General features: G+C 31.6%; 12 protein-coding genes and 1 riboswitch. Of the genes, 11 read left to right on the top strand and 1 reads right to left on the bottom strand.

Going from position 1 to position 14,795, the window contains the following annotated elements:
• Positions 1-320: 320 nt before the first annotated feature.
• The 8 genes from kdpF to ACJDT4_RS06580 all read left to right on the top strand — a co-directional run bounded on the left by kdpF (position 321) and on the right by ACJDT4_RS06580 (position 10,970).
• On the top strand, positions 321-398 hold the full coding sequence (gene kdpF, locus ACJDT4_RS06615) for a K(+)-transporting ATPase subunit F (RefSeq protein WP_406786760.1): 78 nt from the start codon (positions 321-323) through the stop codon (positions 396-398).
• Positions 399-415: 17 nt separating this feature from the next.
• Entirely contained in the window at positions 416-2,089 is a 1,674-nt protein-coding gene (gene kdpA, locus ACJDT4_RS06610; RefSeq protein ID WP_406786753.1) for a potassium-transporting ATPase subunit KdpA, read from the top strand.
• A gap of 23 nt (positions 2,090-2,112) precedes the next feature.
• A complete protein-coding gene (gene kdpB / locus ACJDT4_RS06605; RefSeq protein ID WP_406786752.1) occupies positions 2,113-4,176 on the top strand; it encodes a potassium-transporting ATPase subunit KdpB in 2,064 nt (687 codons plus the stop codon).
• A gap of 18 nt (positions 4,177-4,194) precedes the next feature.
• A complete protein-coding gene (locus tag ACJDT4_RS06600; protein WP_406786751.1) occupies positions 4,195-4,815 on the top strand; it encodes a K(+)-transporting ATPase subunit C in 621 nt (206 codons plus the stop codon).
• Positions 4,816-4,846: 31 nt separating this feature from the next.
• On the top strand, positions 4,847-5,188 hold the full coding sequence (locus ACJDT4_RS06595; RefSeq protein ID WP_406786750.1) for a hypothetical protein: 342 nt from the start codon (positions 4,847-4,849) through the stop codon (positions 5,186-5,188).
• Between the two features lie 20 nt (positions 5,189-5,208).
• Complete coding sequence (locus ACJDT4_RS06590) at positions 5,209-7,911, top strand: ATP-binding protein (protein WP_406786749.1); 2,703 nt, start codon at positions 5,209-5,211, stop codon at positions 7,909-7,911.
• A complete protein-coding gene (locus tag ACJDT4_RS06585; RefSeq protein WP_406786748.1) occupies positions 7,911-8,612 on the top strand; it encodes a response regulator in 702 nt (233 codons plus the stop codon). The genes ACJDT4_RS06590 and ACJDT4_RS06585 overlap by 1 nt, the downstream gene beginning before the upstream one ends.
• A gap of 339 nt (positions 8,613-8,951) precedes the next feature.
• Positions 8,952-10,970, top strand: a complete 2,019-nt coding sequence (locus ACJDT4_RS06580) for a methyl-accepting chemotaxis protein (protein WP_406786747.1) — start codon at positions 8,952-8,954, stop codon at positions 10,968-10,970.
• A 72-nt stretch (positions 10,971-11,042) separates the two neighbouring features.
• Here ACJDT4_RS06580 and ACJDT4_RS06575 read toward each other — a convergent pair whose 3' ends face one another.
• Complete coding sequence (locus tag ACJDT4_RS06575; protein WP_406786746.1) at positions 11,043-12,320, bottom strand: MFS transporter; 1,278 nt, start codon at positions 12,318-12,320, stop codon at positions 11,043-11,045.
• Between the two features lie 205 nt (positions 12,321-12,525).
• On the opposite strand from ACJDT4_RS06575, the gene nhaA reads away from it, so the two are divergent.
• The 3 genes from nhaA (at position 12,526) to crcB (ACJDT4_RS06560) (ending at position 14,754) form a co-directional block, all read left to right on the top strand.
• Complete coding sequence (gene nhaA, locus ACJDT4_RS06570; RefSeq protein WP_406786745.1) at positions 12,526-13,722, top strand: Na+/H+ antiporter NhaA; 1,197 nt, start codon at positions 12,526-12,528, stop codon at positions 13,720-13,722.
• Between the two features lie 103 nt (positions 13,723-13,825).
• Positions 13,826-13,886: riboswitch (Fluoride riboswitch) on the top strand.
• A gap of 67 nt (positions 13,887-13,953) precedes the next feature.
• Positions 13,954-14,382 carry a fluoride efflux transporter CrcB gene (gene crcB / locus ACJDT4_RS06565; RefSeq protein WP_406786744.1) on the top strand — a complete coding sequence of 143 codons (429 nt, stop codon included), beginning with the start codon at positions 13,954-13,956 and terminating at the stop codon, positions 14,380-14,382.
• Positions 14,383-14,394: 12 nt separating this feature from the next.
• Complete coding sequence (gene crcB / locus ACJDT4_RS06560; RefSeq protein ID WP_406786743.1) at positions 14,395-14,754, top strand: fluoride efflux transporter CrcB; 360 nt, start codon at positions 14,395-14,397, stop codon at positions 14,752-14,754.
• Positions 14,755-14,795 lie beyond the last annotated feature (41 nt).

Raw genomic sequence — 14,795 nt, 5'->3', positions numbered from 1 at the left:
TATAAAAATATATTTAAAAATAAAAAAAATTTGGATTTTTATAAAATCCAAATTTTTTTCTTAAGTTGATGACATTGACCGCCCAAGCCCCTATATGTGTACGTTTACGTTAAAATCTTTATAAAATCTTTATACGTTTCAGTTAAACCTTAACTCCAATTTTATATATAAGGTGGTAGTATTAACACTGAAAAGAGGAGGGAGATACATGCTTGATATTGTATTTATAGTTTTACTTGTAGTTGGTTTTATAGGACTTAAATTTTTTACAGATTGGTGTGAAGGTCAAATTAATAGAAAACAGTGAGGAAGGTGACATAATGATATTTTTAATTATTGTAATTATTTTATTGTTCATTTATTTATGTTATGCACTATTTAACCCAGAGAAATTTTAAATTATGGAGGACTTAAAATGGAAATATTACAAATAGCAATTATATTTATTGTTTTTGTTTTACTTTGTATACCAACAGGAAAGTATTTATACAAAGTTTCTGAACATGAAAAAACCTTTATAGATCCTGTAGTAGATAAAATTGATAACTTTATTTATAAACTATCAGGGATAAAAAAAGGGCCAATGACATGGAAAAAATATGTGCTTGCTTTATTATCAACTAATGCTATTGCAGCATTTATTGGATATTTAATTCTAAGATTACAAAGTATTAATGTATTAAACCCAAATCATATAAAAGGAATGGAACAGGGGTTAACTTTTAATACAATTATAAGTTTTTTAACTAATACAAATCTTCAAGATTATAGTGGTGAATCTGGACTTTCATATTTAAGCCAGATGATAGTAATTACTTTTATGATGTTTTTAGCAGCAGCAACAGGGCTTGCAGTAGCATGGGCGTTTATGAGGGCACTTGCCGGAAGAAAGAATGAAATTGGTAACTTTTATGTTGATATTGTAAGAATCACTACTAGAATATTGCTTCCAGCATCAATTGTATTGTCTATATTTTTTGTTGCACAGGGAGTTCCTCAAACTTTAGCGCCAACTAAAACCCTAACAACTATTGAGGGGAAACTTCAAGACATTCCTTTAGGACCCGTAGCAAGTTTAGAAGCTATAAAGCTTTTAGGTACTAACGGAGGGGGATTTTTTGGAGCAAACTCATCACATCCATTTGAAAATCCAACACCGCTTACAAATGCTGTTGAAATAATTTCATTAATGATACTTGCTGGTTCAACGGTTATTTGTTTTGGACATATGCTAAAAAAGAAAAAACAGGCAATTGCAATTTTTGCTGCCATGAGTATTTTATTCTTTATATTTTTACCTATATGTTACAATTCTGAAAAAGCAGGTAATCCTGTAATTTCACGTATTGGACTTAGTCAAGCTATGGGAAGTATGGAAGGCAAGGAAATTAGATTTGGGCTAGGTGGAAGTACTTTGTTTACAGTAGCAACAACATCAACCTCGTGTGGTGCAGTAAATAATATGCATGATTCTTTAACCCCTATAGGTGGAGCTACAGCACTTATGAATATGATGCTTAATGTTATATTTGGTGGAAAAGGCGTAGGTTTTATGAATATGATTATGTATGCTATACTTACGGTTTTTATATGTGGACTTATGGTAGGAAGAACACCAGAATTTTTAACAAAAAAAATAGAAGGAAAGGAAATAAAACTAGTTGCATTTGCTATAATTATACATCCATTTTTAATACTCATGTTTTCAGCATTGGCTTTAGTAACTAAGTCAGGGCTTGCTGGTATATCAAATCCTGGTTTTCATGGGCTTACGCAAATAATATATCAGTATACAAGCTGTGCTGCTAATAATGGTTCTGGATTTGAGGGATTAGGAGACAATACCATGTTTTGGAATGTAACAGGCGGTATCGTAATGTTTTTAGGTAGATATTTATCTATGATAATACTCATAGCCGTAGCGGCTTCCTTAGCGTCAAAGAAGTCCATACCAGAAACTTCAGGTACCTTTAAAACAGATAATACTGTATTTACTATAACACTAGTGTTTATTGTTCTTATAATTGGAGCTCTTACTTTTCTTCCAGCAGTAGCACTTGGACCTATTGCAGAGCATCTTACATTGTAATTAGAAAAGGATGATGATGTATTATGAAAAATAAAGATGGAAAATCTAAGTTTATTACAAAGGATATACTAAATACAGCTATTTTGGAATCTTTTAAAAAGCTAAATCCTAAGTATATGATAAAAAATCCAGTGATGTTTGTAGTTGAAATAGGCTTTTTTATATCAGCTATTCTCACTATTTTCCCAGATGTTTTTGGAGATAAGGGAAACAATCTGAGGATATACAATTTAATTGTTGCTGTAATTTTGTTTATAACTGTTTTGTTTGCTAATTTTGCAGAATCTGTAGCTGAAGGACGTGGTAAAGCACAAGCTGAAACCCTTAAGAAAACCCGTAAGGATACAATTGCAAAACTTTTACAGAAAAATGGAGATATAAAAACTATAAATGCAAATGAACTTAAAAAGGGAGATATAGTTTTAGTAGAAAATGGAGATATAATTCCAAATGACGGAGAAGTAATAGAAGGTATAGCGTCTGTAGATGAATCTGCAATAACAGGTGAATCCGCACCAGTTATGAAAGAATCAGGTGGAGATTTTGCTTCTGTTACCGGGGGGACAAAGGTTGTAAGCGATTGGCTTAAGGTTAAGATTACTGCAACCCCAGGAGAATCCTTCCTTGACAAGATGATAAATCTTGTAGAGGGTGCTTCAAGGCAAAAGACACCTAATGAAGTTGCACTTAACACAATACTCGTAAGTTTAACGCTTATTTTTTTAATTGTACTTGTTGCACTTTATCCTATGGCTTCTTATACAGGAGTTAAAATTCAGATGTCAACTTTAATAGCTCTTTTAGTTTGTCTTATACCTACAACTATAGGTGGTCTTTTATCTGCTATAGGAATTGCTGGTATGGATAGAGTAACTAGGTTCAATGTAATAGCTATGTCAGGAAAGGCTGTTGAAGCTTGCGGCGATGTTGATACTATGATACTTGATAAAACAGGAACAATAACCTTTGGAAATAGGCTTGCGGCAGATTTTATAACTGTTGGCAGTTCTGATAAAAAGAAGCTTATTGATTATTCCGTAATGTGTTCTTTAAAGGATGATACACCTGAAGGAAAATCCATAGTTGAGCTTGGAAATAAGATGGGATGTTCAATTGATAAAAAGAGATATGAGGATATTGATTTCATAGAATTTACAGCGCAAACAAGGATGAGTGGAATAGACCTTGAAGATGGTACAGAAGTAAGAAAAGGGGCTTATGATGCTATAAAAAATAGGATTAATAAATTAAAGGGAGTTATTCCAGATGATCTAGAGGAAACTGTGAATAAAGTTGCTAAGTTAGGAGGAACACCACTTGTAGTTTGTGTAAATAACAAAATTTATGGCGTTATATACCTTAAGGACACTGTAAAGCCTGGACTTGTGGAAAGATTCCAGAGGCTTCGTGAAATTGGAATAAAAACTATAATGTGTACAGGAGATAATCCTTTAACAGCTGCAACTATAGCAAAAGAGGCTGGAGTTGATGGTTTTATTGCTGAATGTAAGCCAGAAGATAAAATAGAAGCCATTAAAAAAGAGCAGGCAGAAGGTAAACTTGTTGCAATGACAGGTGATGGAACCAATGATGCACCAGCACTTGCACAAGCAGATGTTGGACTTGCAATGAACAGTGGAACTACAGCAGCCAAGGAAGCAGCTAATATGGTTGATTTGGATTCTGACCCAACGAAGGTACTTGAAGTTGTTGAAATAGGAAAGCAGCTTTTAATAACAAGAGGAGCGCTTACAACTTTTAGTATAGCAAATGATGTTGCAAAGTATTTTGCTGTAATACCTGCTATATTTGTATCGGCTATACCACAAATGCAGGTTATGAATATAATGAAACTTTCTACGCCACATAGTGCAATAATATCTGCTTTAATATTTAATGCTATAATAATACCTCTTTTGATACCAATTGCAATGAAGGGTGTTAAGTATAGACCAATGAAGTCAGAAGCTATGCTTCTAAGAAATATGCTTATTTTTGGACTTGGAGGCGTAATTGCTCCTTTTATAGGCATTAAAATTTTAGATTTACTAATAACTCCATTAGTTAGAATTCTTAATTTAGGTTAATTGAAAGGGGATAAGAAAATGAAATCAATAGTTAAAGCTCTTCGTTTGTGCATTGTTCTTATAATACTATGCGGAATAATTTATCCGCTTTTTATAACTGGAGTTAGTCAAGCAGCTTTTAATAAGAAAGCAAATGGAAGTATTGTAACTTATAGAGGTAAAGAAGTTGGTTCTGCACTCTTAGGTCAGAATTTTACGGATAAAAGATTCTTTAGAGGAAGGGTTTCTTCTGTGAACTATAATACCTATACTAAAGCTGATTTAAAGCCTGGTAAGGATGGAAAAACAGCTTATAGCGGAGTTGCTTCTGGTTCACAAAATTTAGCACCTTCAAATAAAGATTTAGCTAAAAGAATTAAAGATGATGTGAAGGATTTTTTAAAAACTCATCCAGGTGTAAATAAAGAAGATATACCTGCAGATTTACTTACAAGTTCAGGTTCAGGACTTGACCCAGATATAAGTCCAAAGGCTGCTGAGATACAAATACCAACTGTGGCAAAAGCAACTGGGATAAGTGAAGATAAGTTAAGGGAAATAGTTAAAAAATATACAGCAGATAGAACTTTTGGCGTTTTGGGTGAACCTAGAGTAAATGTTCTTAAGGTAAACTTAGAGGTAGCTTCTATGATTAAATAGTATTTTTTAATAAAGACAGGTGAAAAGTTTTATGAAGAAGGCAGTTGTAGGTTTAATTGTAATTATATTGTTTTGTTTAGAAGTGTATAAGGTGTATAATTATGGCAGTAGCCCGTATTTAGGAAAGTATAGATCGCCAAAAAGTAATACCACATTAGTATTAAAAAGGGGAGATAAATGTACTTTGGTGGGGAATCAGCTTAAGGAAAGTACCTATTCCTACGGAAGTTATAATATAAAGGATAATAAAATTACAATATATCTCAATAAAAACTATTGCGGAAGTTCTTATTTGAAAGGAAAATTTCAGGGTGCATCAATAAGTTTTTTTAACAAGCTGGAAAAGGAAGATAACATCTACTATAAAGAGTAATATAAGGTAAGGGAAGTTTTATGAATATCAATCAAAGACCAGATCCGTACTATCTTTTGAATCAAATTGAAAAGGAAGAAAGTAAAGCCATGAGAGGAAAATTAAAAATATTTTTTGGATATGCAGCTGGAGTTGGTAAAACTTACGCTATGCTTAGAGAAGCACAAGAAGTAAAGGAACTCGGTAAGGATATAATAATAGGATATATAGAACCTCATGCAAGGGCTGAAACTATGAGTTTAACTAAGGGCTTTGAAGCTATAAGGACAAAGATTGTAAATTACAGAGGAGTAAACATAAGGGAATTTGATATAGATAAAGCACTTGGAAGGAAACCAGAGATAATACTTGTGGATGAGCTTGCACACACAAATGTAAAGGGACAGAGAAATAGAAAAAGGTGGCAGGATATAGAGGAACTTTTGGAAGCAGGTATTGATGTTTATACTACATTAAATGTTCAGCATATAGAAAGTTTAAATGACGTTGTTGCTAATATAACAAGGATTTGTGTTAGAGAAACAATTCCAGATAAGGTTTTTGATGAAGCTGATAAGGTTGAGATAATTGATATTGAACCAGATGAACTTTTAAAGCGTTTTAGCGATGGTAAGATATACAAAAAGGAACAGGTAAAAAGGGCATTTCACAATTTCTTTACTAAAAATAATTTGTATGCTTTGAGGGAAATTGCTCTTAGAAGGACGGCAGACAGAGTTAATAATGAGGTCGAGAGTGCAAGACTTTCAAAGAGGGAAATAACTGTTATGCCGACTTCAGATAAAATAATGGCATGTATTGGACCATCGCCTTCTTCTCAAAGAATAATAAGAACAGCAGCTAGGATGGCAGAAGTATATCACTCTAAATGGGTTGCACTTTATGTTGAAAATACTAAGTCATCAAAGCTGACAAAAGAGGATAAAGAAAGATTGAATTTTCATTTTAATTTGGCAGAGCAGCTTGGAGGAGAAGTTGTAACTATATATGGAGATAATATAGTTGATCAGATAATACAGTATGCGGAGTTTAGAAATATAACTAAGATAATAATTGGAAAAAATCACAAAAAGACTAGCAAGGTATTTCACTTTTATGCTAAGGATATTGTAGATAAGCTTATGGACTCCAACGCCTATATAGATGTATATGCTATACCTAATTCAACTTATCAGAAAAAAAGAAAATCAAGCCTAAGTAATATTAAGGTTAGCTCATCCTTAAGAGATTTTATTAAAATGGCAGCTATAATTTTAATAACCACTGTTTTAGGAAAAATTTTTGATTATATAGGGTTTGCAGAAGCAGATGTTATTATGATATTTATTTTAGGTGTTATAATTGTATATGTAACAACAAAGGGTTATTTTATGGGGATAATTTCTTCTATAATTGCTATGCTTATTTTTAATTACTTATTTACAGAGCCAAGATATTCTTTTCAATTTTATGATAAAAGTTATCTTGCTACATTTCCCATAATGCTTATAGTTTCGTTAGTTGTTGGAACACTTACTAATAAAATTCAGGCTGAAGCTCAAAATTCAATTGCTAATGAAAAGAGAACCCAGACCTTATACAGAGTAAGTGCAAAGCTTTTAAGAGCATCTGGAGATTGTGATGTTATATCCGTAGGAATAAAATATATTTCTAGGCTTGTAAATAGGACTATTGTAGGATATCTTTCAAATGGAGGTAAGCTTTCTACTCCCTTTATATACAATCCTGAAAAGGGAATTAAAAATGATAATCTTGTGGGGAAAGATGAAAATGCATCAGCCTATTGGACTTTTTTAAATGGTAAGGAATCTGGTTCTGGTACGGATACCTTTTATAGAGCACAGGGCTATTATGTGCCAATAAAGGTTCAAGGAAAAGTTCTTGGTGTTATTGGTGTTTCATGTGCAGAAGGTTTTTTAAAGCCAGAGCAAAAATTTATTGTTGAAACTGTAACAAGTCAAATAGCTATTGCTCTTGATAGAGAAATTTTGTCTAAACAGCAGGAAACCTCTAAAGTTGAAATTGAAAGAGAGAGGCTTAGAAGCAACCTTTTAAGATCTATATCACATGACCTCAGAAGTCCACTTGCTGGAATTAAAGGAGCTGTAAGCACTATGCTTGAAAATGGGGAATTTATATCAGAGGATACAAAACAGAATCTCTTAGAAGGGATGTATGATGACACAGAATGGCTGATAAGACTTGTTGAAAATTTGCTTAGTATGACTAAGTTTGATGAAGGAAAAATGGAGATAAAAAAGGATATAGAACTTGTAGAAGAAGTAGTATCGGAAGCAGTGCAGAGAAGCTCTAAATATGCAAAAGAGCATAAAATAAAGGTCAATGTCCCTGAAGATGTAATAATGGTGCCAATGGATGGAAGTTTGATTGAACAGGTTATAATTAATTTAATTGATAATGCTGTGAAATTTTCTCCAAAAGAATCTACTATAGAGATAAAGGCTTATGAAAAAAGTGACGATGTAATATTTGAGGTTTCCGATAATGGTGTTGGTATATCAGAAGATATATTGCCATATATATTTGATAGATTTTTTACTAATGGAAGTAAGATTTCAGATTCAAGAAGAGGAGTAGGTCTTGGACTTGCTATTTGTAAATCAATAGTTGAAGCCCATGGTGGTAAAATTAGAGCTATAAATAAAAAAGGTGGTGGGGCAATATTTAGTTTTAATGTACCTAAAGGAAAGAGGGATAAGTGATGAATAATAGTCCTTATATTCTTGTGGTTGAAGATGATAGACCTATAAGAAATTTTATAACTGCGGCATTATCCACACAGGGTTATAAGTATATTGAAACTGATAAAGGAAATGAAGCTGTTGCACTCTCTATATCCAATCATCCGGATTTGATAATACTTGATTTGGGGCTGCCAGATATTGATGGAACTGAGGTAATAGAAAGAGTAAGAGAATTATTAAGTATTCCAATAATAATAGTTTCAGCTAGAGAAAATGAGCGGCAGAAGGTTGAGGCACTTGATATGGGGGCGGATGACTATTTAACTAAACCTTTTGGAATAAGTGAACTTCTTGCAAGAATCAGGGTATCTTTAAGGCATAATGGTGCTATTGGCAATTCAAAGGGTGAAGATATTAAAACTTTTCAGGTTAAAGCATTAAAGATAGATTTTGAGAAGCGAAAGGTAACAGTTGATAATAAAGATATTCATTTAACTCCAATAGAGTATAAAATCATGGTACTTTTGGCTAAGTACTCAGGAAAAGTGTTGACGCATAATTTTATAATTAAGGAAATATGGGGTACTTCTTTGGGAAATGAAACTCAATCTTTAAGAGTTTTTATGGCAAACTTGAGAAGAAAGATAGAAAGAGATCCAGCCCAACCGGAATACATTTATACTGAGGTTGGGGTTGGATATAGGATGATAGAGGAATAAATAGGAGAGCGTGTGCAAAAACATAATAATTGGATTCATTTAAATTAAAAACTTCTACATTTTTAATAAGTGTAGAAGTTTTTTAATATTTTATGAAAAACACGAAATTATTAATTTAGTAATATAGGATAACTATTTCATTTATAGAATTAGTTGTGTATATCACAAAATATAATGATTTTTTTAGTGCATTTTTATAAATATTCTCCATCATACTACATATAATTACAAAAAAGTTCAAAAGTGCTTATAGAATATGCGCATATAGTGATACAATTAATGAGATTAATTTTTATTATAATACTGATGGTTATTGAGAAAGAAAAGGGGTTTTATGCAATGAAAAAAACATTTAGAGATTCTGTATCTTTTAAAATTCTTGTTATTCCAATGATAATAATGTTTGTAATTATTACTATTATAGCATCAGCTTCTGTGACAATATCAAGAAGTAGAATATTATCGCAAATGGAATCAGATGGAATTAATATGGCAAATCAAATATCGCAGAATACAGAAAAAAACAATATTGCAGTGGATGCATTAAATAAGTCTATTGAAGATAAAATAAAAACTTTAGGAAATTTTATAGTAACAAGCAGCAACAAAATAGACAATAGTTATTTGCAGTCTTTAGCAGATCAATTTCAAGTTGATGAAATAAATGTAACGGATGTATCTGGTAAAGTAGTATACTCTAATTTAAGTTCATCTGTTGGTTATGTATTTGACAATAAAAGCTTAGGGTATCCTGTACTTAAAGGTGAAAAAGATGAGTTCATGGAGGATATAAGAAAAAGTGCCAAAGGTAACGATTATTATAAATATGGTTATATAAGTAACATGAGTGGTGGTATGGTTCAAATAGGAGTACTAGCCAATAGAGTGCAAAAATTAACTGATGAACTTAATACACAAGCAGTTATTGAAGATATGGTAAAACGTGATAAATCTATGGTTTACGCACTGTATATGGATAAAGATTTAAAGGTTCAGGCACACAGTGACAAGAGTAGAGTTGGAATGACTTTAAAGGATATTGGAAGTAAAGAGGCAGTTACAAAAGGAAAGGTTTATACCTCTCAGTACAAATATAAAAATAAGATACCTGTCTACGATATAATTGTTCCAGTACATAAAGAGGGACAAATTGTTGGAGCTATAGATGTAGGTATGTCTATGGAGAATGTAGAAAAGACGGTTTATAGTACCATAATAATTATAGTTGTTTTATCATTGATTGCATTTCTTATATTCGCACTAATACTTACTAAAATAGCAAGAGGAATAACAGTTCCGCTTAAACAGTTAGTAGGTATATCGAAAAGAATATCTGAAGGTGAATTAAGTAATGAGATAAATGTAAGTAGTTCAGATGAAATAGGTTTACTTGCAGCTGCATTTAAGAATATGGCGGACCATTTAAAAAATACTATTTCAGTAATAAAAACTGGAACCTTAAAGGTAAGCACAATGTCAGAGGAGTTAAACTCAAGTTCAAAGGAAATGACAAATGCTGCTAGTGATGTTGCACGAGCTATACAAGATGTGGCACAAGGAGCTACAGAAGAAGCAAATGACCTTGTTAATATATCCAGTGTGATTTCTAAGTTTGCACAGGAATTACAGACTATGAATGAAAAAATTTCAAAGGTAAATGAAAGTTCAAGCAAGACAGAAAGCAAAGCATTAAAAGGAAAAGAAGAAATAAATGTACTTTTAGAATCTATAAATGCTGTAAATAAGTCTTTTGAAGTAGTTGCTAGCAAAATAAATAATTTGGACAATAGCGTTTCTAAGGTTGGAAATATAACAGAAGCCATAGATGATATATCTGAGCAAACAGACTTACTTGCATTGAATGCGGCTATAGAAGCAGCAAGAGCTGGTGAGGCTGGGAAAGGATTCGCAGTAGTTGCAGAAGAGGTTAGAAAGCTAGCTGAGGAAACAAAGAAGTCAACAGAGCAGATACATAATCTTATTGAAGGTATAAGCGGTGAAACAAAAGAGGTAATATTAACTTCAAACAATGTTAAGATGACATTTAATGAGCAATCCAATATTGTAAATAGAACCATTGAAGCTTTTGAAAATATGCTTTCATCAGTCAAAGCAATAGCGCCTTTAGTTGATGATACCTATAAATCAATAGAGACTATTATGAGTTCAAAGGATATAATACTAGAAAAAATAGATTCAATTACTGCTGTTTCCGAGGAAACCTCTGCATCCTCAGAGGAAATATCAGCATCTTCAGAGGAAATGTATGCTTCTTCTGAAAGTGTAGCAAAGTTTGCAGGTGAACTTAAAGATCTATCAAATAATCTTAACGAAGAAGCTGATAAATTTAAAATTTAGAATGATAAATAATAATTCAAAGATGAAGGATTTTAATGATGAGTGGTATGTTAAAAACCTTCATCTTTGTTTTTATGCTTCTAATTCGTAATCAGGATTTTTAGAATTAGTGTATTTTTTATCAGAAGGGGCTTTAAAAAGAATAAATCCACCAACTAAGAAAAGAAATATTATACTTAACACACCTTTACGAGTTTCACCTGTTAGCTGTGTAACTATGCCTACAATAAAAGGTCCCATTATAGCTGAAAATTTGCCGAATATGTTGTAAAATCCAAAGAATTCATTAGCTCTTTTTTTAGGAACAAGTTTGCCAAAATAAGAACGGCTTATTGCCTGTATTCCTCCCTGAGAAGTCCCTACAAGTACAGCAAGTATCCAAAAATCTAAAGAGGTTTTTATAAAGTATGAATATATGCATATAAAGGAGTAGATTATTATTCCACAAAAAATCATTGTTTTACCATTAAACTTTTCAGCAAGATAGCCAAAAATTATAGAGCATGGAAAAGCTATAAATTGTGTTGCAAGAAGGATTACAAGAAGGGTAGAGGAGCTTATTCCAAGGTCTGAACCATATGAAGTAGCCATAGTTATGATTGTATCCACACCATCTATATAGAAAAAGTATGCAAGAAGAAATAAGAATAGATTCTTGTGATTTTTTATATTTTTTATGGTGTTTTTTAACCTTACAAAGCTACTTATAATTGGAGTCTTTTCTACACTTATGCCATGTATTTGTTTTACATTTTTAATCATAGGAATTGTAAAAACTGCCCACCATATGGAAGTTATTAAAAAGGATATTTTGCAGGAGGTTTGTATTGAAAATGGAATAACTTTTATTTGAGAAAGTAGTATTAAAGCTATTGACATTATAAATGGAATTGTACTTCCTATATATCCTATTCCAAATCCCATAGAAGATACCCTATCCATACTTTCGCTTGGGGTTACATCTACTAAAAAAGCATCGTAAAATATGCAGCTTCCAGAAAAACCTATAGAATTAATTACGTAAAAGATAAGAAGTAAAGTCCAGTGAGTGCTAGGAATTATAGAAAGAAGAGCAGTAAATACAGTTCCGAGAGCAAAGAATATTTTAAAAAGTTTCATTTTATAGCCTTTATAATCAGCAATAGTACCTAAAATAGGTGATAAAAATGCAATGATTAAAGTTCCAATTGAATTTGCATATCCCCAGTAAGCAGTAGAATTAGTTGAGGAACCAGAATACGCCATTTTGAAATACAAGGGAAGAATTGTAGAAGTTATAGCCATGCTATATGCGGAATTTGCCCAGTCATACATTACCCAGCTTTTTTCAATCTTATTTAAATTTTTCATATTTTCCTCCATACTAATATATTTTAATTTATTTTATCAAAGTTGAGTTAAATACATATTAATCAAAGTAAAAATTGCTTAATATGAAGTGAAAAATATTTAGAAGCACTTATGGTTTAAAAGATTAATATTGGGAAAACTAAAGCATATAAGCAGCTATTTTATCGTATTGGTCAAAGTTATTACTTATTTGAGGAGAAATGTTATGAAATCAAAAAGAGCAAATGTAATTATTAATATGTTTAAGGACTTTTTTAACAAAGAAGCATCAAGTGGAATTATATTAATTATATGTGCTGTAGCTGCTGTAATCATCTCAAACTCAAATTTACATTATAACTATGAAGAGCTATTCCATGCAAATCTTACACTAGGAGTGTATAAATTATATATATCCATGTCTTTACTTCACTGGATTAATGATGGACTAATGGTTGTCTTTTTTTTATTAGTTGGAATGGAGATTAAAAGGGAAGTTCTTATTGGAGAGCTTAAATCCGTTAAAAAAGTAATTTTACCAGTTGGAGCGGCTATAGGTGGAATGATCGTTCCAGCACTAATATATCTTATAACTAATTTTGGCGAGAGAACTGTTAATGGTTGGGGAATTCCAATGGCAACAGATATAGCTTTTGCACTAGGGATAATTTCTATTGTAGGAAATAAAAAAGCTCCTAAAGGTATAGCTGTATTTTTAACAGCATTGGCGATAGTGGATGATTTAGGTTCTATTATTGTTATTGCAGTATTTTATACAAATAATATACAGTGGATTTCGCTTTTAGCTGCAGCAATTGTATTTATACTTTTAATTACTGCTAATAAATTAAAGGTTAGGTATATTTCGTTTTTTATAATTTTAGGATTTGTTTTGTGGCTTTTTTTGTTAAGGTCTGGAGTACATCCAACAATTGCAGGAGTTATTTTAGGAATGTGTATACCTCTTGGAAAAAGTAGAGTGGAAGCACAAGAATCTACTACTTATAAATTTGAACACTTCTTAAATTTATTATCTGCCTATTTTATTATGCCAATATTTGCTTTTGCCAATTCTGGAGTTGTAATTAATGCAGGTAGTTTTAGAAGGCTTATAACTTCCTCTGTAAGTTGCGGAATTATTCTGGGCCTTTTTTTAGGAAAGCAATTGGGTATTTTTGGTGTTTCTTATTTCCTTATTAAATTTAAGCTTGCTAATTTGCCTTCAAGAGTTTCAATGAAGCATATATATGGAGCAAGTGTACTTGGAGGAATAGGATTTACAATGTCTTTGTTTGTGTCTTCTTTATCATTTTCTAGTGAAGCTTACTTGAATGATGCTAAGGTAGCTATAATGGTTGTATCTATAATAGCTTCAGTTTTTGGAATTTTGATTTTTAAATTTATAGGAACTAAAAATGAATGAAGTTGAGTATAGGAAAAGTAGAAATTATCTACATAAAGGGTACAGCCAATTTTTATTTTAATTGACAAACTATAGATTAGATTGCTATAATATAATTTGTAAAAATTAAATAGGTGATGAAGTTCGCCTTAACTATCTTTTTGATTAATGACTTCTACATTTTTAATAAGTGTAGGAGTTTTTTATGTATAAAAACCTAGTAGTATTAATGAATTGGATTGGAGGAAACATATGAAAAAATATTTACTTATAGGTGCAGGAGGGGCATTAGGAGCTATCTTAAGATTCATGATTAAGAGTATTAATTTTCATAGCTATAAGGAGGCAATACCATTAAATACACTTATAATAAATTTAACAGGAAGTTTTGTACTAGCGTTAGTTTCTACCATGGCTTTGGAAGATTTTAAGTTTGATAATGATATAAAGCTTGGAATTACAACGGGTTTTATAGGTGCATATACTACCTTTTCAACTATGTGTAAGGAGACAGTAGGACTCATAAATCATGGATTATATTTTTCAGCAGTATCATATATAGGTTTTTCAGCAGTATTTGGACTATGCTTTGCATATTTTGGGGTTATTGTAGCAAGAGAAGGTATTTCAACATTTTTTAATAAAAAAGTTGAAGATGATGATGAAGAAAATGTTTTGTAAGGAGGACTATATATGGAATATATTTTAATAGGAATTGGAGGAGCCTTTGGAAGTTTAACAAGATATAAGTTAGGAAGCATTATATCTAAAAAAACAAAATCTAAGTTTCCTCTTGGAACTTTTATAATTAATATAACTGGGGCATTTTTACTGGGGGTTTTAACAAGCTCAGGCATAAGCAAAAATATGTCCTTATTGCTGGCAGATGGTTTTATGGGAGCATATACTACCTTTTCCACTTTTATGTATGAGGGATTTAATTTATTTCAAGGAAGAAAAAAACTTAATGCTTTTACTTATATATTTTTAAGTTTAATACTAGGTGTTGTAGGATTTTACTTAGGGGAAAACATTATTAGATGGGCAGCTTAGTAGGTTAATTATTAAAGCCCTCGTTCCTACCAAGATTTACA

Source organism: Clostridium neuense, assembly GCF_045310695.1.
Taxonomy (GTDB): domain Bacteria; phylum Bacillota; class Clostridia; order Clostridiales; family Clostridiaceae; genus Clostridium_S; species Clostridium_S neuense.
Note: the sequence above shows the minus strand (reverse complement) of the source record. Positions and strands in the feature narration are given on the sequence as shown.

What these genes read in the sequence shown, in the direction of transcription:
- ACJDT4_RS06600 (WP_406786751.1), top strand. Translation starts at nt 4,195, where the DNA reads ATGAAATCAATAGTTAAAGCTCTTCGTTTGTGCATTGTTCTTATAATA.
- kdpF (WP_406786760.1), top strand. Translation starts at nt 321, where the DNA reads ATGATATTTTTAATTATTGTAATTATTTTATTGTTCATTTATTTATGT.
- nhaA (WP_406786745.1), top strand. Translation starts at nt 12,526, where the DNA reads ATGAAATCAAAAAGAGCAAATGTAATTATTAATATGTTTAAGGACTTT.
- kdpA (WP_406786753.1), top strand. Translation starts at nt 416, where the DNA reads ATGGAAATATTACAAATAGCAATTATATTTATTGTTTTTGTTTTACTT.
- ACJDT4_RS06575 (WP_406786746.1), bottom strand. Translation starts at nt 12,320, where the DNA reads ATGAAAAATTTAAATAAGATTGAAAAAAGCTGGGTAATGTATGACTGG.
- ACJDT4_RS06590 (WP_406786749.1), top strand. Translation starts at nt 5,209, where the DNA reads ATGAATATCAATCAAAGACCAGATCCGTACTATCTTTTGAATCAAATT.
- crcB (WP_406786744.1), top strand. Translation starts at nt 13,954, where the DNA reads ATGAAAAAATATTTACTTATAGGTGCAGGAGGGGCATTAGGAGCTATC.
- ACJDT4_RS06595 (WP_406786750.1), top strand. Translation starts at nt 4,847, where the DNA reads ATGAAGAAGGCAGTTGTAGGTTTAATTGTAATTATATTGTTTTGTTTA.
- ACJDT4_RS06585 (WP_406786748.1), top strand. Translation starts at nt 7,911, where the DNA reads ATGAATAATAGTCCTTATATTCTTGTGGTTGAAGATGATAGACCTATA.
- crcB (WP_406786743.1), top strand. Translation starts at nt 14,395, where the DNA reads ATGGAATATATTTTAATAGGAATTGGAGGAGCCTTTGGAAGTTTAACA.
- kdpB (WP_406786752.1), top strand. Translation starts at nt 2,113, where the DNA reads ATGAAAAATAAAGATGGAAAATCTAAGTTTATTACAAAGGATATACTA.
- ACJDT4_RS06580 (WP_406786747.1), top strand. Translation starts at nt 8,952, where the DNA reads ATGAAAAAAACATTTAGAGATTCTGTATCTTTTAAAATTCTTGTTATT.